This is a genomic window from Shewanella metallivivens (genome assembly GCF_028750675.1).
Lineage (GTDB): Bacteria > Pseudomonadota > Gammaproteobacteria > Enterobacterales > Shewanellaceae > Shewanella > Shewanella metallivivens.
This window is the reverse complement of sequence record NZ_JAQQPZ010000013.1, coordinates 1,007,511-1,028,372: the sequence shown is the minus strand read 5'-3', so window position 1 is coordinate 1,028,372 and position 20,862 is coordinate 1,007,511. Positions and strand designations below refer to the sequence as shown.

Annotated in this window: 16 protein-coding genes and 2 pseudogenes; 9 read left to right on the top strand and 9 right to left on the bottom strand. The window is 42.9% G+C overall.

The window, feature by feature from the left end; translation table 11 throughout:
• The first annotated feature begins 11 nt into the window (after positions 1-11).
• The 6 genes and pseudogenes from PQR79_RS17275 (at position 12) to PQR79_RS17250 (ending at position 8,743) form a co-directional block, all read left to right on the top strand.
• Entirely contained in the window at positions 12-1,283 is a 1,272-nt protein-coding gene (locus PQR79_RS17275) for an efflux RND transporter periplasmic adaptor subunit (RefSeq protein WP_274408582.1), read from the top strand.
• Complete coding sequence (locus PQR79_RS17270; RefSeq protein WP_238104790.1) at positions 1,276-1,983, top strand: ABC transporter ATP-binding protein; 708 nt, start codon at positions 1,276-1,278, stop codon at positions 1,981-1,983. The genes PQR79_RS17275 and PQR79_RS17270 overlap by 8 nt, the downstream gene beginning before the upstream one ends.
• Positions 1,973-4,348, top strand: coding sequence for an ADOP family protein (locus tag PQR79_RS17265; RefSeq protein WP_238104792.1), 2,376 nt, complete (start codon positions 1,973-1,975; stop codon positions 4,346-4,348). The genes PQR79_RS17270 and PQR79_RS17265 overlap by 11 nt, the downstream gene beginning before the upstream one ends.
• A gap of 171 nt (positions 4,349-4,519) precedes the next feature.
• The gene (ompR, locus tag PQR79_RS17260; RefSeq protein WP_238104793.1) at positions 4,520-5,245 is read left to right on the top strand and encodes an osmolarity response regulator transcription factor OmpR; all 726 of its coding nucleotides are present in this window, start codon (positions 4,520-4,522) and stop codon (positions 5,243-5,245) included.
• 3 nt (positions 5,246-5,248) lie between these two features.
• Positions 5,249-6,592: a two-component system sensor histidine kinase EnvZ gene (gene envZ / locus PQR79_RS17255; protein WP_238104795.1), complete on the top strand. Its 1,344-nt coding sequence runs from the start codon at positions 5,249-5,251 to the stop codon at positions 6,590-6,592.
• 268 nt (positions 6,593-6,860) lie between these two features.
• Positions 6,861-8,743: pseudogene (locus PQR79_RS17250) on the top strand (methyl-accepting chemotaxis protein).
• 13 nt (positions 8,744-8,756) lie between these two features.
• Here PQR79_RS17250 and PQR79_RS17245 read toward each other — a convergent pair.
• The 3 genes and pseudogenes from PQR79_RS17245 to PQR79_RS17235 form a co-directional block, all read right to left on the bottom strand.
• Positions 8,757-9,209 (bottom strand): annotated as a pseudogene (locus PQR79_RS17245) (peroxiredoxin); the annotation flags it as partial.
• Between the two features lie 30 nt (positions 9,210-9,239).
• Positions 9,240-9,752 carry a DUF2937 family protein gene (locus PQR79_RS17240; protein WP_238104800.1) on the bottom strand — a complete coding sequence of 171 codons (513 nt, stop codon included), beginning with the start codon at positions 9,750-9,752 and terminating at the stop codon, positions 9,240-9,242.
• Between the two features lie 378 nt (positions 9,753-10,130).
• Positions 10,131-11,012, bottom strand: a complete 882-nt coding sequence (locus tag PQR79_RS17235) for a LysR family transcriptional regulator (protein WP_238104802.1) — start codon at positions 11,010-11,012, stop codon at positions 10,131-10,133.
• Between the two features lie 149 nt (positions 11,013-11,161).
• Between PQR79_RS17235 and PQR79_RS17230 the strand changes: the two genes are divergently transcribed.
• Positions 11,162-12,352 (top strand): MFS transporter, encoded by a 1,191-nt coding sequence (locus tag PQR79_RS17230; RefSeq protein ID WP_238104804.1) that lies wholly within the window; start codon positions 11,162-11,164, stop codon positions 12,350-12,352.
• Positions 12,353-12,503: 151 nt separating this feature from the next.
• Here the strand turns inward: PQR79_RS17230 and PQR79_RS17225 are convergent, their stop codons facing one another.
• From PQR79_RS17225 to PQR79_RS17215, 3 genes are all read right to left on the bottom strand, one after another.
• Positions 12,504-13,745 (bottom strand): GIY-YIG nuclease family protein, encoded by a 1,242-nt coding sequence (locus PQR79_RS17225; protein ID WP_238104806.1) that lies wholly within the window; start codon positions 13,743-13,745, stop codon positions 12,504-12,506.
• A gap of 12 nt (positions 13,746-13,757) precedes the next feature.
• Positions 13,758-15,131, bottom strand: a complete 1,374-nt coding sequence (locus PQR79_RS17220; RefSeq protein ID WP_238104808.1) for an SNIPE associated domain-containing protein — start codon at positions 15,129-15,131, stop codon at positions 13,758-13,760.
• Between the two features lie 242 nt (positions 15,132-15,373).
• Positions 15,374-16,270 carry a LysR family transcriptional regulator gene (locus PQR79_RS17215; protein WP_238104810.1) on the bottom strand — a complete coding sequence of 299 codons (897 nt, stop codon included), beginning with the start codon at positions 16,268-16,270 and terminating at the stop codon, positions 15,374-15,376.
• A gap of 159 nt (positions 16,271-16,429) precedes the next feature.
• Between PQR79_RS17215 and PQR79_RS17210 the strand changes: the two genes are divergently transcribed.
• Positions 16,430-16,876, top strand: coding sequence for a DoxX family protein (locus PQR79_RS17210; protein WP_238104812.1), 447 nt, complete (start codon positions 16,430-16,432; stop codon positions 16,874-16,876).
• A 299-nt stretch (positions 16,877-17,175) separates the two neighbouring features.
• Positions 17,176-17,871 carry a pirin family protein gene (locus PQR79_RS17205; RefSeq protein ID WP_238104814.1) on the top strand — a complete coding sequence of 232 codons (696 nt, stop codon included), beginning with the start codon at positions 17,176-17,178 and terminating at the stop codon, positions 17,869-17,871.
• Between the two features lie 50 nt (positions 17,872-17,921).
• Here the strand turns inward: PQR79_RS17205 and PQR79_RS17200 are convergent, their stop codons facing one another.
• From PQR79_RS17200 to PQR79_RS17190, 3 genes are read right to left on the bottom strand one after another with little or no spacing between them, the layout of a single operon-like run.
• Positions 17,922-19,508 carry a PepSY-associated TM helix domain-containing protein gene (locus PQR79_RS17200; protein WP_238104816.1) on the bottom strand — a complete coding sequence of 529 codons (1,587 nt, stop codon included), beginning with the start codon at positions 19,506-19,508 and terminating at the stop codon, positions 17,922-17,924.
• 11 nt (positions 19,509-19,519) lie between these two features.
• The gene (locus tag PQR79_RS17195) at positions 19,520-19,780 is read right to left on the bottom strand and encodes a hypothetical protein (RefSeq protein ID WP_238104818.1); all 261 of its coding nucleotides are present in this window, start codon (positions 19,778-19,780) and stop codon (positions 19,520-19,522) included.
• A 20-nt stretch (positions 19,781-19,800) separates the two neighbouring features.
• Complete coding sequence (locus PQR79_RS17190) at positions 19,801-20,118, bottom strand: hypothetical protein (RefSeq protein ID WP_238104820.1); 318 nt, start codon at positions 20,116-20,118, stop codon at positions 19,801-19,803.
• Positions 20,119-20,862: the final 744 nt, after the last annotated feature.

Sequence of the window (20,862 nt, the reverse complement as noted above, 5' to 3'; positions counted from 1 at the left end):
GGAATTATAAAATGTTTGAAATCCCTAAGGATAAAAACCGTTTTACGCATATAAAAACACTCTCAATTATTATCATTACGTGTTTATTACTAGGTTTAATTGCGTTATTTTTCGGTAAAAATGCCCTCTCCAACTCATCATCAAATTCGCCGAGTGCACTCACCGAAGCAAATCAACAGCCGATGCTCGTGACAGTTTCAGGCTATGGCAAGTTGGTTCCCAAAATCCAACGGGGGATCAATACCATCAGTAGTGGCCATATCGTCGAGGTACTGCAACAGCCCGGTAATGTCGTCAATGAGGGTGATGTGATCCTTAAGTTGAACAATCCTAAATTACTTCGGGCTATGGAAACCAGTGAACTGGCGTTACTCGAGGCGCAGTCTAATCTAACGTTAATTACAGCAGAGTCTCGCCAAGCATTAGATGATCAACAGGGAAAAATGCGCTTGGCTAAAGTGCGCTTAGCCTTAGCCCAAGCAGAGCTTAGCGCACATGAAAAGCTTAAACAAAATCAGGTTATTTCTGTTTTAGACCTGCATAAAGCTCAAGTTGCTTGGGAGCAAGAAAATGCCATTTTACAAATGGAAACCAGCCGCCTAGAAACCTTACAACAAACCCGCAAAGCCATTAATGACTCAGCACAGTACCGATTAGAAAAAGCGCAAAAACAACGAGAGCTACTGGTGTCTGAAGTCGATCAGTTAGCCATTAGTGCCAGTATGGATGGCATGCTAACAGAACTGGCTAACGACCTAGACATTGGCAGGTATTTAGACGAAGGGCAGGTAGTCGGCATGATTGCTGACTTATCTCAATACTATGCCCGCATTAACATTACCGCCAATGATGCTGAGTTTGTAACCCCTGGTTTACCCGCTCGCGTTGCGATTAAAGGCATTGATATTGTCGGAAACGTTACCCGTGTGGAACCCACCGTCAATAATGGCAGCGTTGAAATTGATATTAGTTTTAACGGTGATTTACCCTCGTCTGTTAGACCTAATATTGATGTTAATGCCGTTATCGAAATTGCCTCACATCAAAAAACCTTAGTGATAAAACGCCCTATTGGTGTCATTAGGGGTCATCGCCAGTATCCATTATTTGTACTTAATGAAGAACTTGAACAATTTGAAATACGTCAAGTTAGCATTGGTGACATTGCCGGGGAGCGAGCACAAGTTATCGCAGGGCTGCATCAAGGAGAGCGTTTGTTATTGCAAGTACCACCGCACCTGCAAGATAGCGTTCAATTTAGTCAGGGAGCACTACATGAATAATAACGTCATCACCTTATCTGGACTGAACAAATCATTTAAGCATCAATCAGGTGATAACCCAGTCTTAAAGCAAATTAACTTACAGATAAAAACTGGTGAAATGATTGCAATTTTGGGCGCGTCTGGCAGTGGTAAATCGACTTTGTTATCAATCCTTGGTTTACTCGATATAGCAGATACGGGTAATTACAAACTATGTAACCAAGACGTTAGCGCATTGTCAGCTTATCAACTCAGTCAATTACGTAACCAACATATTGGTTGGGTATTTCAAAACTTTAATTTAATTGCAGACATGACTGTCGCTGAAAATCTGGCCGTGCCACTACGTTACAATACTGCCGTCAACTCATCACAATACGCTGAACGCATTAACAATGTGCTGACGCTCGTTGGGTTAGCAGATCGAAGCTCTTTTTATCCAGATGAACTCTCTGGTGGACAACAACAGCGCGTTGCCATTGCGCGAGCACTCATCTGTGAACCTGACATTTTATTATGTGATGAACCCACGGGCAATTTAGACTCAAGCAATGCCGCAAAAATCATGTCCTTGTTAGGTGACTTGCACAAAAAAGGCAAGACCATTCTCATTATCACTCATGACAATACTGTCGCAGAGTGCTGCGAAAAAGCTTATAAAATGCATGATGGCGAGCTCTCACCTCTTGAAGATGAGGAATACAAACGTGCTGTTTGATCTAAAATATGGATGGAGAAAATGGCGAGGACAACGGGGCATTTGGGCCGTATTGATTGTCAGTTTATGCTTATTTTGCAGTTTAATTGGCTTTGTAACGAATCTACTTTGGTTATTAAGTAGTGATAGACCTCTGTGGGTAAGCCAAAAATCACCATTAGTGACCATCGCGAACCAAGATTTTAATGCTAATTTACAGCCTACATCTGAATTCGATATTGCCTTACTAAAGCAGTTATCGGTGGTGAAATCGGTAGCCAGTATCGCAATACAAACAGCCACTGTATCGGTTAACACAAAAGAAGTACCAGGCTTACGTATAGGCTTTTATTCTGACACATTACTGCCCGTGCTAGGCTTACCTAAACCGTTTACACAGCAAGGCTTTGAAGCCAAAAACGTCATCTTGTCGTCTCAATTTTGGCGCCAGCACGCCAATTCAGGCGATATCTCTCTTCTATCGATGCATTATCTCAACCAAGCTTTGCCTATTGCTGGCGTGGCCCCGACATCAATGGATAAAATTGGCAATCTTCAAATAGACCTATGGTTACCTGACAGTTATTTACTGCTCGATGTGCCGCAAATGTTTGCTGATAATCCAACGCTCTATATCAATAGCAAAACCGATCGCTATGGTTTTGCATTATTACAACAAACCGTTCCAATTGCTCAATTGCAGCAAGCTTATTCAACCTTAAAAAAACAAACACCTCGCCCACAAGGTGGTTTTATCGACAGTCAGTTTACTTCATGGCTCATTGACGGGGTAGAACTGAAACCCGTTGAACGTGATATGTTACACAAACAAGCATGGATATTATTGATTCTTATCGCTTGTTTTGGCTTTATTGTGTTCAGCGGTATCGTGTCAGCGTATTTACAACATGGCATAGTGCGCCAATCTGAAATGCAACTAAAACTGGCTTTAGGAGGTGACAAAAAACAGCTAACAATCCAACTATTTAACGAAAACATCCCAGCCTTTTTTGCGCTTATTATTGTCGCCCCTCTGCTCGGCTATGGCATTGGGCAATATGTTAGTCAAATTCCAGTTTATCTCAGTTATTTTGATGATGGTTTGTCATTTAACCTTGGTTTATGGACTGCTGCTGTGGCCATATCTGTAACACTATATTGGCTATGCTCCCAGATTCCGATGCTCGGTATTATGACGACACAATTTAGTCGAGGTCGGCATGGGCAAATAAGCAAGACACAAAAACGTATGGGGCAACTCACTTTAATTGCTCAACTCACAGTCATTATCAGCGTCATCATTTTGTGTTTGGTATTATCAGTTTCAGAGTGGAAAAAATACCAAAAAGTCAGCATCCCAACCGACCTATATAGTTATGAGCCCAAAGTCACCAGCCCATTATCACTCGCACTGACTGCCGAGCAAATCCAAGGTAAATGGCAAGTGGATGGTAAATCGATTGCGCTATCATCAGCGATGTTTACTGCTCTAGGGGAGCAAGATTTACAATATAAAACACTCAATAGCCCAGGGGCAACCAAGCCTGTAAACAGTCTTTATGTATCTAGCAACTTTTTTGAGTTACTTGGAATAACAACACTTACCCACGCCAAACTAACCGCCACAGGCTTAATAGTAAACAAAACAATGGCAATGCAACTCGCTGACGAACTAGGCATTAACAATTGGCGAGATGTAAAAGGCACAACACTCAGCGTATCTGGATTTTATTACCAGAAACAACTCACCGTCCAAGGGATCATTGAAGATCAATTGCATTTTGGTCTTAATCAAAGCCCTACACCGGTTATGTATTTACATTTAAGCATATTTAATCCATTGTTTGCTCACCGTATTGCGCCTGTTTTCTATAGCAGAACGGCCACACCTGAACTTACTGCATCACGAATAAATGAGTGGGCTTCGTTACAGTCGCCTCATTTAACTTATGCTTTTGATGACAGTCTAGCGCAACAAATTGTTAATACTAACTCTGCAGGTAAACTATTATTTATCACTTCGTTTGCAATGGCTGTGATGATAGGTTTACTGGTTATTTTCACCTTGTATTACCGCTTTCACTTCGCTGTTAAAGTGCAACAACTCAAGTTGGCCATTTTGCTCGCTGTCGGAGGTCAAAAAAACACGTTAACGCTACAAATTATCAAGATGAACATAGTGTTAATGTACATAGCCGTTTTATGTTCAGCGCTATTAATGTTCAGCGTTGATGAATACACTATTGGTCTACTTGGGGTGTCGATGTTGCAACCAATATTGTGGTGTTGCGCCGTTATTTTTTGCACTTTATTAATAGTTGTTATTACCTTTTTGACGACTAAACGCATATTACGCCACAGCATCAGTCGCTTATTACAAGGATAAATATACCTTCGATAGCGACCACACCACTGATCATTTGCCGCTTTTTAAGCAATAAAGCGGCCTTTACAGCTATTTAGTTACAATTTCTGCTGCAATCAGCTATTCAAATTCAAGTGATTACACTTCATACTGAGCCATTGCTGGTATCAATTTAGTGTTAAAGGATATTTCATGGGCCAAGAAACCTCTAAAATCCTCGTTGTCGATGACGACATGAGATTACGTTCATTATTAGAACGTTACCTAATTGAGCAAGGCTTCCAAGTGCGAAGTGCAGCCAATGCAGAGCAAATGGACCGATTACTTGAGCGTGAAAATTTTCACCTGTTAGTACTCGACTTAATGCTACCCGGTGAAGATGGCCTATCGATATGTCGCCGTTTACGCCAGCAAGAAAACCCAATTCCTATTGTGATGCTCACCGCCAAAGGCGACGAAGTAGACCGTATTATTGGCCTTGAACTTGGTGCAGATGACTACCTGCCTAAACCGTTTAATCCGCGTGAATTATTAGCGCGCATTAAAGCGGTAATGCGTCGTCAAACAGCTGAAGTACCAGGCGCCCCTGCGCAGCAAGAAGAAATGATTGAGTTTGGTGAGTTTTCACTGAATTTAGCCACGCGAGAGATGTTTCATGGTGACGAAAGTATTGCCCTCACTAGCGGCGAATTTGCCGTACTAAAAGTGCTGGTTAACCACCCTCGCGAGCCATTATCGCGCGACAAGTTAATGAATCTTGCTCGCGGCCGCGACTACTCTGCCCTTGAGCGCTCTATCGATGTACAAGTGTCTCGCCTACGCCGTTTAATTGAAAAAGATGCCGCTAACCCACGTTATATTCAAACGGTTTGGGGCTTAGGCTATGTGTTTGTACCCGACGGCACCACACGTAAGTAATTGATGGAACTTAAGTTAAAATGGTGGCAGCGCTTCTTACCTCGAAGCGCATTTAGCCAAACGGTATTACTGATTGGCAGCTTATTGCTGATTAACCAATTAGTGTCGTATTGGTCGGTTGCCGTTTACTTTATCAAACCCAGCTACGAGCAAATTAACCAACTGATTGCCCGCCAAATCAACATATTATTTGTTGATGGCGTGGATGTGGGCCGCGAACATCTCACCATGGTGGATGCCTTAAATGCCAAAGTGCGTGACGATGGCATGACAGTTTACAACCAAAAACAAGCCCAAGAAGCCGGACTCGGTCAGGCCACTTATTACAGCTTTTTGTCTGAACAAATGTCGGTTTATTTGGGCGGTGAAGCTGAAGTGCGTTTTTCTCAGGGCGAAAATCTCGACGTGTGGATTAAGCCACCTCAAGCCCCCACGCTGTGGATTAAAGTGCCATTAACCGGCATTAACGAGTCTGACTTATCGCCATTAACCTTGTATTTATTGGTCATTGGCGCGCTCAGTGTTGCTGGCGGCTGGTTATTTGCCCGTAGGCAAAACAGGCCATTAAAACGCTTACAAAAAGCTGCGGTTGCGGTATCTCAAGGCGACTTTCCGCCCACGTTACCCTTGAGTGGCTCCACTGAGATTGTTGAAGTAACTCATGCGTTTAATCAAATGGCGCATAGCATGAAACAGCTGGAGCAAGACCGCGCATTATTAATGGCTGGTATCTCTCACGACCTACGCACGCCATTGACTCGCATTCGCTTAGCATCTGAAATGATGGTCGAAGAAGACCAATATTTAAAAGAAGGTATTGTTACCGACATTGAAGACATGGATGCCATTATTAACCAATTTATTGCCTATATTCGCAACGATCGTGAAGGTGTGCGCGAGCCCGATCAAATTAACCGCTTAATCCAAGAGATTAGCCAACAAGAGTCGCACCGCGAAGAAACCATCGAGCTGTCGCTCGGCAACTGTCCAGACATTGCCATGAACAGCGTGGCGATTAAACGTGTATTGAGCAACCTGGTCGAAAATGCGTTTCGTTACGGCAATGGTTGGATAAAAATCAGTTCGTACCGCCAAGGTAAATCAGTCTGCTTTAGCGTTGAAGATAACGGCCCTGGCATTGATGAGTCTAAGGTTGAGCAGTTATTTCAGCCCTTCACTCAAGGTGACACCGCTCGTGGTAGTGTCGGCTCGGGCTTGGGGCTGGCGATTATTAAGCGGATTATTGACCGCCACCATGGCAAAATAAAATTGTCGAACCGCCCCCAAGGAGGCTTGAAAGCCCAGGTTTGGCTGCCATTAATGGATACAAAGGTCACCGATAATTAATGCTAACCGGATGCTGCTGATTGGGTATATGACTAAGAGATGACATCTGATTGATTATCAACCATCAAATTGCACTATTTAACACTTAGCCACCACACTATTGCCTTTTTTGCTTTTGCCATCACCAATAAAAATCACACCAAAATACTGATAAGTAGAATAAATAAATCAAAACTCACGATTAAACAATAAGTCTCACCCCACACGATAAACTGTAATATTAGTGCCATAAAATACTCACAATGGAAATTGCTTGAGTTTTTATTGAATGAAAATATCAACCTTATCGTTGGGCGCATCGGCGTTACTACTGATCCTCGCTGCTTCACTAGCTGCCACCGTGCTGTGGAGTAATCAGCAGCGGCAAGTGAGTGAGCAACTCAACCAAAATTTGCAACGTATTCAGCATACATTTCAATATGATGTACGCCGTAATATCGATAAATATTTGCAAACAGGCCAAAGCAATTATCTCGAGCAAGCCCGCACAGATATCAATAACATTACCGACAGTATCAGTGCACTACAACAAGCCCATCCACAACTCGACAGCGCCTCGCTAACCCAATTAATGGTGCAGCTCACACAAGATTTAGACACAAAATATCGCGCTGCGGGTAAGTTAGCTGGTAATCCGCGTCAATTATTGGCGTTTGCAGAATCACAGATGCTCAGTTACAGCCGCAGTTTAAGCCGTTACGCACAATCGGCGCCGCAAGATAATAGCGTGGCACAACAATATCTTGCCCTCAGCACAGAATTACCCAGCATGGTGTATCAGTTATCGCAGCTCACTCAAGCCCTATTAATTGATAAAGATACGCGAGTTAGCAATAGCGTCACGTTTACCATTGGCGCGTTAAACACCTGGCACGACCAATTACAACAACTGCCTTTACTGGGCATTTATCGCACTGAAGAAGTCGACGAGTTTGCTTTAGGTAACGATGAGCCAGAGCAAATCGAAATTGGCGAAACGCCTCGAGCAGAACTGCTGAGCTTAAGCCAGCGCTACAGCAAAGAAGTCAGCAACACTGAGGTCATGCTTAACGAAAATCAGGCGGTACAAACTGCGCTGATTAATGCCACCAGCCAGGTAGAGCAACAACTGATTGCCCTAGCCGAGATACAAAACCAAACAGACCAGCAATTAAAGCTCAACTTGCAGTGGTTATTGTATGGCATGGTCGGCGTGCTGGCGTTATTTGCCGTTTGTTACCTTATTTTGCAGCAGCGCCGTGTTGTCACGCCGCTAAGGCGCTTAAATCGAGCCTTTTCAATGCTGAGCGAATCCAATCAACGTGAACCTTTAGCTGTCACCAGCCAATGTGAAACCGGCCAAATTGCCGCGCATTTTAATCGATTATTACAGCGGTTTGAGCAAGAAGACGAGCAGCAAAAACACAATATGGCTGTGGTGTCGCAATCATTAAGTGAGTTAGTGTCACGTATTGGTTCGCTGTCTAACAGCACTCAAAAAACTCAAGATGTGGTACAACAAGCTCAGGGACAAACCACTGATTTAATTGGATTAGCCAACCAAGTAAACCAGTCGTCTAGTGAATTAACCGACCGTGCCCAACAAACCATGACAGACATGTTAGCCAGCCAGCATGAAGCTCAGGGCGTATTAACAGCAACCGAACATACGTTGGCAACGGTAAACCAATGTAATCACTCACTTAATCAACTGAGCACTTCGGTGAATGATGCCGCTAAAATTGTGGATGTGATTGGTAATATTGCCGACCAAACCAATTTATTGGCCTTAAATGCGGCCATTGAAGCGGCTTGTCGCTCAAAGATATTATGGCGATATTAACTCAGCTCACCACGTCTAACACAGCACTAAGCACCAGTGTAAATGACATTAGCGCCGCGTCTGAACAACAAAAGGTACGCGCCCAAAGCCTGCTCACGGTGGCCAAGCAGGTACAACAACAAGCCAGTGCAATGGCCAACAGCGCCAACCAAGGCAGCGAACACGCTAAGCAGCAAGTGCATTATCTTGATGAGTTTGTCGCGGCAATGGACAGCTTAATGCAACGCGCAAAAGATGCTTTTAAACAAAGTGAAACCATCGCACTTGAAGTGAGCAACAGCGTTGACAATATTGAACAAAACCTCGGAATTGGCACAACCAAAGCGTAAAGCCACTTTCCGCTTCTGCAGTGCTCACTTCAAATGATTTTGGCGCTTCAACATTCAATAATGTCACTACGCCGTTGTCGATAATCATCGCGTAACGTTGTGAACGAATACCGCCAAAACCTGCTGTGTCCATTTCTAGGCCGAGCGCTTTAGTAAAGCTGGCATCGCCGTCGGCTAGCATCATTAATTCTGAGGCATTTTGCGCTTCGCCCCATGCTTTCATGACAAATGCATCGTTTACCGACACGCACGCGATAAGGTCAACACCTTTGGCTTTAAACTCATCGGCCTGTACCACAAAGCCAGGTAAGTGAGCTTCTGAACAGGTTGGCGTAAAGGCACCTGGTACGGCAAATAATACCACTTTTTTACCCGCGAATAATTCTGTTACATCGTGGTTCACCATACCGTCTTTTGTCAGTTGGCTTAATGTAGCTTTTGGTAGAGATTGTCCTTTAGCGATCATAATCATATTTCCTTAGGGTGAATAAATAGGTTATTTGGGCGCCAATACTTTACGGCAGCCTACATACAAAATAGATAATACTGACTCACATAAAATGGCGATCAACAGCCCAAGTAACATGCCGATGGCAATGGCTTCGGGCTTTAATAAAATCACATGCGAATAGTTTTTCCACACTTCAGCTTGAATGTCTGTTTGCGGTGCAAAAATCAACTGCTGATATGGGCTGTAACTGTGTTGACGAAAGCGCGTTAATGCGTCGGTTAGCGCCACATAACGTTGATAAATCGACTCAATGCTTTCACCACCGGCACTGAAAACCGGATCGTTATTTTGACGATAATGGCGAATAAGCTTGCTGATATCACCCGCAAAAAAGCGGTCGGCATCGTGTTGAAATTCGGCCAAACTTTGCTTGGCTTCTAGCTGATGTGCTTCTAAGCGTTGACCATATTGATCGACAAAACCAGGAACTTGAATACCAATCAATACGCCACAAACAAACAACACTAAGCGCAGATAATCCATTAAATGTTTAATCATGATGTCATCGGCTAAGATAGAGAGAAATTCACAAACGCCACAATATCACCAATCAGTAAACTACGCATCCTCTGTATCGATAAGTAAACTGATGTTAATTTACGGTCCATGATTACACCATTGCGCATTAATAAGTGACCACTCAGAATGCATCCAGCGGTTTTTGATTAAGGCGTCGCTATGTAGTCATGGTTGTTCCCTTTCAAATAGCGAGAACGTAAAGCAAAAGCGGCTGGGGCATTCCTTTTAGGCGAGTTTTAAAAGGGCTTACACTGCGTTGCATGACTTCGAAAGAGAATCACTATTCATTCAGTCATTCGCCTTGTTTAAGCCCTTTTAAATTCTCGCTGAGAAATCACTTACTAACGCGCAATGGTATTACAAGGTTAATCTGGGCTGAATAAACTCAATAAAAGCTGAAATACGGCGCGCCACAGTAGATGATTTGTAATACATTGCATTTACTTGCTCGCGATCGGTGACATTCATTTTGTCATGATTAAGCAAGGTGATTAATCGCCCAGCGGCTAAATCGTCGTTAATCATAAAACCCGACAAACACGCAATACCATTACCGCTTAATGCCAATTGGCGCAGCGTTTCACCATTGCTGCAACGTATGTTTGGCATCACCTCCTCGCAGCCTTTTAACGGCCACCGGTTAAGCGCTTTTGGCTCGGTAAAACCGAGTAACTCATGGCCGCTTAGGTCAGCCACTTTTTGCGGCGCACCTCGGCGAGCAATGTAGGCTGGCGAGGCGACGATGTGTAAGGCACTCTTGCCTAATGGTCTGGCGTACAAGGTAGAGTCGTTTAATTTACCGATACGAATGGCGACATCGGTGCGTTTTTCCAATAAGTCGACATACCCCTCGTTTGAAGTGAGCTCGAGCATAATGTCTGGATACGCTTGCCTAAAATCATGCATGAGCGGTACCAGTTGATGAAACACAAATGGGCTTGCTGCATCGACACGCAATCGCCCTTGCGGTAACTCACCTCGCTTAACTAACTCGTCTTCTGCCCGTTGTAATTGCAGTAAGCCCGTTCTTACCGATTCAACAAATTGCCTGCCTTCGTCGGTCAGTTCAATACGCCGAGTGGTGCGGTTTAATATGGTCACCCCGAGTTGCTGCTCGATTTTACTGACGGCTCGCGATACGCGAGCCACTTGGATATTTAACGTATCAGCCGCCGCAGAAAAGCCGCCACTGTCGACCACAGTTAATAAAATATCAAGATCATCTGAGCGAGTCAGCATACACACCTCGGGTTAATGCACGGTTCAATTACTTTCATTTTACACAAAAGTCATTTGCTAAAGACACTATTTTTTACAACACACTTACCGTGAATAATAGCCAGCATTAAGCAACACCCATCCATATTATTAACACCGAGGAACACATCATGCCGTTAGCCCTACTCGCATTGACGCTAAGCGCCTTTGCCATCGGTACCACCGAATTTGTCATTGTGGGATTACTGCCCACCATGGCACACGACCTTAATGTTTCATTGCCCTCAGCAGGCTTACTCGTCAGCTTGTATGCCCTAGGTGTCGCCATTGGCGCACCAGTATTAACCGCACTGACAGGTAAATGGAATCGTAAACATGTGTTATTAACCGTAATGGCATTATTTGTGGCAGGCAATGTATTAGCCTGGCAAGCTCCAGGCTATGAAACCTTAATTGCCGCGCGCATTATTACCGGGTTGGCTCACGGGGTGTTTTTCTCTATTGGCTCAACCATTGCGACCGGGTTAGTGCCCAAAGAAAAAGCCGCCAGCGCCATTGCGATTATGTTTACCGGCTTAACCGTCGCATTGGTGACAGGTGTGCCATTGGGCACCTATATTGGCCAAACATTTGGCTGGCAAGCCACCTTTTTAACGGTAGCACTGCTAGGCTTAATTGCATTGATAGGCAGCAGTTTATTGGTACCAAACAATTTACAACAACCTGCGGCCACCAAAATATCAGCGCAACTTAAGGTATTAACTCAGCCACGATTATTATTAGTGTATGCCATTACCGCATTAGGCTACGGCGGCACCTTTGTCGCGTTTACATTTTTAGCCCCCATTTTAGAGCAAGTGTCTGGCTTTGAATCTCATGCGATTGGCCTAATCATGTTGGTTTACGGCGTGTCAGTAGCTATCGGTAATATTTGGGGCGGTAAAATGGCCGACAAGTTAGGCCCAATCAAAGCGCTGAGTATTATCTTTATCGGTTTAGCCGCTATTTTAGTGGTATTTAACTTTACTGCGGTTAACCCTATTGCAGCGGTTATTACCATTTTGGTGTGGGGCGCATTTGCATTTGGTAATGTGCCAGGCTTACAAGTGTATGTGGTAAAACTGGCACAAGTGCACACCCCTAACGCAGTGGATGTAGCCTCTGGCCTCAATATTGCCGCATTTAATGTGGGGATTGCACTGGGCGCTTGGGGCGGAGGGATAATTGTTGAACAAGCCGGCTTAATGCATACCCCATGGGTTGGCGCGGTGATTGTATTATTGGCATTAGCGTTAACCCGCTACAGTGGCTCGCTAGACAATAAAACCAATAGCACTGCAGTATCTCAGGCAACGGCATAATAGATGAACTTCGCTCAAGTAGCCTACAACAAAGCGAGTTAGCTAAAGATAAGCCTTACAAAAAAGCAAAATCAGTTTAACGTATAAGCTGCTTAGTATTGAGCTAAGCAGCTTATTTCATGTTTCAGACTGATGCGGGGTTAATTCTTGATTAGCTTGCTTCGTCAAAAACCTCTAATTCGAATTTCCCATCATAATCAGATAATTCACGTAATACATCATTCGGGTCAGCGTAGAAAAACTCTTTACGACCATTAACCATATTCACACGCTGCCCAGCAAACTTATTGTGTAGGTATTTTTCTAATGTAGGGGCGTCATCAGTAAATACAAATGCATGGACATCAAACAATTCAGGGACCGACGCATCTCCGAGTTCTTTGACACGCTCATTTGGATCGGCACGACGAGTCATACCTATTTTAACCACTCCCCCCCCAAATGATGCCTTATTTGAGATGATGTATACGTAACCTGCACGTGTAGTTTGAGCTAAAGATACGGCTCTCTTTTCTTTTTCTATTAACTCATTTAGCTGTTGTTTATGAAGCTCATACAATGCTTTTTGTTCTTCTGCACCAGATTCTAGTTTAGCCAATTCTTCAGCCACTAGTTTTTCCATCAATTTACGTTCTTTTTCAGCGTTCAACGCTGCCAATTGAATTCGTTTATCTTCACGTTCGGCTTCACGTTTTAATTGGGCTTCTGCTCTTTCATATTCTTTGATGTCTTGTTTAGCTTGGTTTAGCTCGTATGATAACCTTAGTTCTTCTATTTTTAGCTCTAGATACTCACTTTTGAGGTAAGTTTCAACAATTGTGCCTGAACAATTAATCTCATTGAATTTATCTCTGGCTCTATCTATAAACCGGTTGATATTATTCCAATCCACCATCGCTGCGGCAGCTTTAAACTCATTGTCTAAACAACGAAGACGTAATTTTATTTCTCGGTTAATCAGCTTTTTGGCTTCAGACCTCCTGCCATTAACAACAACATTATTTCCCATTTTACATACACAAGCTTCCTTGTTACTGACTAAACGTTTTAGCGAGTCTTTAACATCAGCCAGCCGAAGCTCAATATCATCAACATCTTCGCTGCTAACCAAGTGACTGTATGCGACTGAATCAGTAGTACCAACCCCTAAATAGTATTGAGATAAACGAATTTCGCTTTGTCTCAATTCTACTAGTTTAGTCTGATAGCTAGATTGCAGTTCACTATACTCATTTGAAAGTTCTAAGAGTTTTTTTTCTTCAAGTGCAGCTGGTTCATAAATCTTTTGTAATGTTGAATGTTTCAAGATCACTTCATTTAATTTTGACCGCGAATTAAATAAGAAATATGTAGATATGAATAAAAATAAGGATATAGCGATAACAATATACATAATTCTATTCCTTTAGATAAATTCAGGCATTTTGCTAGACACAGTGTTAACTGACGAATGTTCTTGTTTAATAGCCTCTCGTATTAATATGCTTTCTCTGTATTCCTTAGCTTCTACATCAAAGTACCAATCACATTCGATACCAAGATCTTTCATGGCATTTGATACTTCTTGTGGTGTGGCCTTGAAGAATTCTTTTCGATAGTTTTCAACATTTACACGCTTGCCGTTAAATTTTTGATGAAGCAATCTTTCTATTCGAGGCGCGTCATCGACAAACGTTAAAGTGTGAACATCAAACCGAAAAGGTACACTAGCGTCGCCCAATTCGATTACCCTATCCATGGGCTCAAGTCGGCGTGTCATGCCAATCTTAACAACGCCCTCACCAAAACTACCAATGTTAGATATCACATAGATATAACCCACTCTAGTTATTTGAGCTTGTGAAGTAGCTCTTTCAAACTTAGCTTCTATTCTCTCAATTTCCTTTTGCATTTTGCTAATCTTGAGCCCCATATCAACTGCATTAGCACCATGCATTTTGAGAGCAAGCATTTTGGCTTTTTTCAAATCAGATTTACGATAATAAATCTCGTCCTCAAGATCTTCTGTATCTTGGCCTGATTGTTTGGCCTGTTCACGTAAAAGAGCTTGTTGGGCTTTCTTTTGTTGGCTCAATTCTTCTTTGTGCTCTAACTCTTTGTGCCAAGTAAGTAGCTCATGCACTTTAAGATCGACGTATTCATCCGAAATACAAACATTCGTTGTTTCACCAAGCTTTGCTAATTGCTCTTCAAGTCTTTGTAATTTCTTGCGAGCCGTTTCATATGTAGAGTGGCGCATTTGCTTTCTAATTACATCGAACTCAGCATTAAACGCTTTAAGCAACAAGTTTTGGTAGGCTACAACCATTTCTGTACCTTTACTCTTGCTACCATCCCAAGTCCAATTTGAATAAGCCGTTGTTGCATCTCCTCGTAATATCAAAATCAATTGTCGCTCTCTGCATTGATTGATCTGCTCTTTTAATAACTCAGTGTCATCAAATTTAAAGGCTGGTGGTAATAACCCTGCATCAATAAACGCTAGTCTATCTTCGTTATATCGTAATGATTCTGTTAACTGTTGAAAAATGGATTGACCTGCAGATTTTTTCTGTTGAACATCTTGAAACGACTTATTCAGATCGCTAACGATTTCTGCGACAGATTTTTTTTCAAGTAATTTCTCTATACGCCCAATTTCATTAGTAATTTGTGCACGCTTTTTTGAATTGGAATAAATAAAAAAAAGGGTTAGAGTGGTAAAAATAATCAATAATATTGTGATTATTTGATATTGGGTTGGTTCGTAAAGCATCTGGGCAGTACCTTCCATGGTCATTGTGATTTTTTTACTTTACTAAAGTATACAAATAATTGCTTCTAAATATTCCCCATTTTGAAGGGTGGGTTGACTCTAAATAAGATGACTCTACGTGATAAAGTTATCCTTAATTTAAATTTTGAAAACTAACTCTTCCCACTCTGAAATTCATAATTCCACAAATTTAAAACTATCGAAAAATCGGTTAAAAATTATCTAACTTAACTCTGTGCATACATCTGAATATTTTTCAGCACTACCTAACTCAAGCCCCAATCAATCTTAGGCAAATGCTCAATAAACCATTCAAAGCCGCGGCCTTGATGATCTTTATGCCAAGCAAGATACAAGCTCTGGTTAGGCCGTGGAATTGAGCATTGTTTTTCAATTAGCTCACCACTGTCAAAATAGCACTGCACCATGTGCCGCGGTAAAAAACCAATCCCCAAACCTTGGCGCTGGGCCGCTATTTTGGTTTCCATGGTGTTCACTTTAATCACTTGCTTGCTTTTAAACAGACCACTGCTGCGTGTCGGTAATACTTGCGCGGTATCGGCCACCACAACCGAGGCATATTCGGTAAGTTTGTCGGCTTCTAATATGCCATCAACAAATGCCAATGGATGATGTGGCGCCACTGCAAATACAAATTCAATCTCGCCTATTTTATGGGTTTGAAATACACCTCGAGGTAATTCGCCTGAAGCGCCAATCACAATGTCGGCGCGGCGACTGTGCAGTGCATCCCAGCCACCCCCAACGGCTTCCACATCGATACTAATATCTACTGAGTGTTCGAGCTGATTAAATTGCTCGATTAACTGAAACAACGGTGCTTGCGGAATAACCGTATCGCGCGACAATCTAATTTCACTTTCCCAGCCCGACTCTAACTGCTGCACAGAGTCAATCAAGCGATTAGTGGCCAACAAAATATCGCGACCATGCTCTAACACTAATTTACCCGCTGGGGTGAGCTGTGCCCGTTGTTTGCTACGGTCAAACAACGCCGTACCCATGTCGTCTTCAAGTTTTTTGATTGTGTAGGTTAATGCTGACGGCACGCGGTACAGTGATGCCGCCGCTGCAGCAAAACTACCCTTGCGCTCAATGGCGTCCAAGGCCCGTAGTGCATCGATGGTAATCGCATGGTGCATAAAATTATCCCTATTCAAAAAATTTGAACTATTACCTCAGTTTATTCCGATTTTTTATCCAATCAAGTCTCAATATACTCATTATCAATCGCTGAGAAAGACTGAATAAGCCTTTATCAGTCATCACAGAATAGTTTAAAAATATTGAGGATAAATACCATGAAAGCACTCGTTAAACGCATTACCCACTCTACTGCAGGCGTTAACACATTGGCATTGCGTGTGCCGGTAGGGATTATTTTTATGGCCCACGGCGCCCAAAAATTATTTGGTTGGTTTGGCGGTTACGGTTTAGAAGGCACTGGGCAATGGATGGCATCCATTGGTATGGAACCAGGTGTGCTAATGGCCTTTATGGCAGGTAGCGCTGAGTTCTTTGGTGGCTTATTTATTTTACTCGGTTTACTGACTCGCCCAGCCGCTGTTGTATTGGCTTTTACCATGGTGATTGCCATTGCTAGTGTGCACTTAAGTAACGGCTTGTTTATGTCTAACAACGGTTATGAGTTCGCTTTGGCATTATTAGCCGCCAGTGTGTCATTGGCGTTATCAGGCTCAGGTAAAGTCGCGCTAGACAACGCGTTAACCCGTCGATTGGCTAAGTAACCTGAGCTCGGGATAACAAATGCCTTTCAAACAGTCCTTTGCCCTGCTCACTGCGTTGAATCAACTTACAATAGGCTAGCTATTGACGCGTCAATTCGCCTTGTTAGCAGAACAAATGACAAGCTTGAAAGTGAGAATGGGTAACATGTTGATTTTAAATAGTATAAGTTCATCCCTTATCCCGAGCTCAGGTTAAGTAATTTCAGTGCTAATGAGCAAACCTACATTTCGATAATACCAATCAGATCCAAACACACATCTGATTGGTATCAAGCTACATTAAGCGTTAGGAGTACATCATGATCATTTTACGCCCAGCAAACGAGCGCGGCACCGCCAATTTTGGTTGGTTAGACAGCAAACACAGCTTCTCATTTGGGAGTTATTATGACCCTGATCACATGGGCTTTTCAGCCCTGCGAGTCATTAACGATGACAGCGTCGCCCCCGGTGCAGGCTTTGCCACTCACGGTCACCGCGACATGGAAATCATCAGCTATGTGCTGCAAGGCTCAATAGCCCATAAAGACAGTGAAGGTAATGTTGAAGTGTTACCCGCTGGTGAGTTCCAGCTTATGTCTGCCGGCAGCGGCATTACGCACAGTGAATACAATGCATCTAAAACCGATCCATTAACCTTTTTACAGATTTGGATCCAACCCAATACCTTAGGTAATACGCCGGGGTATCAGCAAAAAAACTTTGGCCAGGCAGTTGGATTAACCCCCATTGCCACGCCAACAGGTGAAAATGGCACCCTGCACATAAAGCAAAATGCCACCCTGTCACAACTGATTTTAGCGCCGCATTCACAGCTAACGTACACCATTGCCGCCGGGCGAAAAGTGTATGTGCATCAAGTCGCAGGTGAGCTAATGGTCGAGTCGCAAAGACTCGCGGCCGGTGATGGTGCAAAAATGACTGAGCGACACACTATCACTTTTAAAAATGAACTAGACGACCAGTCTACTTCATTACTGTTTGATTTGCCTTAATATCAACACTCGAGATGCCTGCAATAATGATATTGCAGGCACTTAAGCTGTTAATTCACAAGTGGATTGCTCAGGTTATCAGTAGTCGCCATCGGCTTTGCATCTTTTAGCTTTAGCGCACTATACACACCAATAACCGCCATAAAGACCATTGCCACTTGCACCCCAATCACCGCAGTAAAGCCATTTTGCCACAGAGTGATCATTTGCTCGGCAAACATCAGCCAATCGGCTATCAATGTTGTGAATAACAGCGCACTGGTAAGCAGTAATAAGCGGCTAATATGACGTTTAATATTGCCAATGTTAATACTCACTAACATGGTCGCTAACAAAGCCACGACAAAACAGCTTACAAGCCAGTCACCGCGAGCCGTTAAGGTGGCAGGCAATAGTCGCTCGCATAAAAACCCAACAGCGGTAGCGACAATAATGCCGCCACATCCTCCAATAGTGATGGTGCTTGCAATGGCAATGCTGCGTGGCGAAGAATGGCGCTGTGCACAACGTTGATTAATCCACAGCATATTGCCTGCAACAATCATTGCACTGACCGCCATCGCTAAAATAAAGTATAAAATGCGCACATCCATGCCGGCAAAATCACCAAAATGCAATGTCACTAACACATCACGCCCCTGACGAAATACGTTGTATTGCTCGGCATTAACCTTATCGACCACGGCACCGTTGGCGACACGATAAGTCACTTCGTCACGCTGGGCAAAACTGGCAGTATCAGTGCCACGCACTTGTACTAATGCATTGTCAGCGCCGTAATGATGAAAAATCACATTGCGTAACTCAAAATTGGCTTGTTGTTTGGTTTGCTCAATCAAGGTAAACGCATTGTCCATTGCCATCGGGGTTTTACTGCGCGGCTCAACCACCCGCTTAAAACCCGCATCATTAAACAAGGCTTGTTGATCGCCCTGATAAATAAACGTCGCAAATGCCAATTGAAACACAATGGCTAAATTGAGCACTAATCCACTTAAGGCATACATTAATGTAAACGGTAGCGACATGACGCCCACCACAGTATGTAAATCCAATAAATGATCGCGCCGCTGCTTATCTATTCGATACTGAAAAAAATGCTTAAACAGTTTACGCGCATGAATAAACACCCCAGACACCAGGGCAAACAAAAACACTAATGTGACAATCCCGATGAGGTAACTTCCACCAGGTAAATGAAGGTTGTAATGTAATCGATAGATAAATTGCGACAACAAAAAGTCATCTTTACCGGCTACCGTTTCACCGGTTTTAGGGTCAACCAAGATCGGAAAAGACTGGCGTCCGCTGTCAGTTGTTGGGTCAACTACTTCGAGATAAAAAATATAGTAAGGCACTAATGCAGTGGGCATGTTTATCCTAAAGCGCCCCTCTTCAGCAACAGGATATTCAGCCATTTTTTGTTTAACTAGGCTACCAAGTGGCAAATCTTGCTGACTGCTTTGCACCGGATGATGCGGCGTAATTGCCCATTGCGCCACTTCGTCATGGAACAGCGTAATCGCACCCGCCCAAAATACGATAAACAACAATGGCGAAATGATCAGCCCAAGCCAACTGTGGGCTTCGACCAGGTTTTTAATCACTTTATGCGGTGAGGTAATGCGAGGATTCATTGAAGACTTCATTAATAAACAGGAATATAAAACAACAACACATTGGCAATAGCGCTTACAACAAACCACTTGCCACATACCATACTGGCCGCTTTGGCATTATTTCGGCTGTAACAATAAATCATCACGGCCACCCATAAGCAAAAACCCAGCATCATTCCGACAAATAATTTGGTATCTGCCGCAAAGGGCAACAAACGAAAAAGCAACAACGCTAAGCAGACGGCCAGTAATAACCCCCAAACAAAGGCTGCAAAAGACTTAAACCACATTTGATTAACCTTACCGAGTCTTACTTAACACCAACAAGCATAATACTGACAAATAAGGCAAAACCTAATGAGCTCACCCACATACTACGCCCCTTAAAGTGTGCAGCTAACAACACCATCATTATCCACATGGTCATGACACAAATGATCACTAACAAACAAGACACCAGCACACTGTAGGTATGACTAAAACCCCAAACAGCAAATAACATGGCTGCACACCCTAAGCTCCAGGCGAGTAGTTTAGGAAACGGTAGGCTAAGAAGTTGTTGTTTGTCTGAGGCTAAATAAGCAAACAAACACCCTAACCATAAAGAAGAAACGCTGATGAGTTCCATAATGATCTAACCCGCAAATGCAAATGATAATAGTTTTCATTCATTATTATAAATATCAGCATTAAATACAAGCAGAAAATCATGCCGAACTTTACGTTATAACGCTAGACCAACATCGAATAGCGTTATCGGCCATGAATGTCGATAATGCTTAAATTGATTAGCTGTTCAATTTAGCGGTAACGTGACAGAGCAATACGCTAACCGCAACAGAACTGAAATAAAATACTAATTATTAAACAAACAATTAACGTACAAATTACGATAAAGAATCTCATGCATTCCACTTTTAGCTTACGGTACAATTAATGGCTAATGTGCTGGTAATTGATTTCTTTACAAAGCAATAGACATTGCTTAGGCTTAAATATTAACCAAGTAAAAAAACAGAGATTCGAACAAGGAGCGTACGATGAGGTATTCCTTATAAATTGCATTTTATATGTAAAAAATAAGGCGACCTATTAGGCTATCTCGCATCGTGAACAACGTATGTAGAGCCGTTTTTTTAGGTTTAACAATGATAACGGTTTGGCAACCCATGATATATCTTTTCACTCAGCCAAGCACAGTCATGACTCATCAAAGTTTATCTAACCAAGTAACACCTTGGTCGCGCTAGATTGCATTAATGATCAGTGAGTTAAATACCAAGCAACACTGACATGTCCAATACGGCGCATTGAGATGACCCAACTCCCCTTAATACCGAAATACTCGATAGAGCTAACAACCGCCATGGCG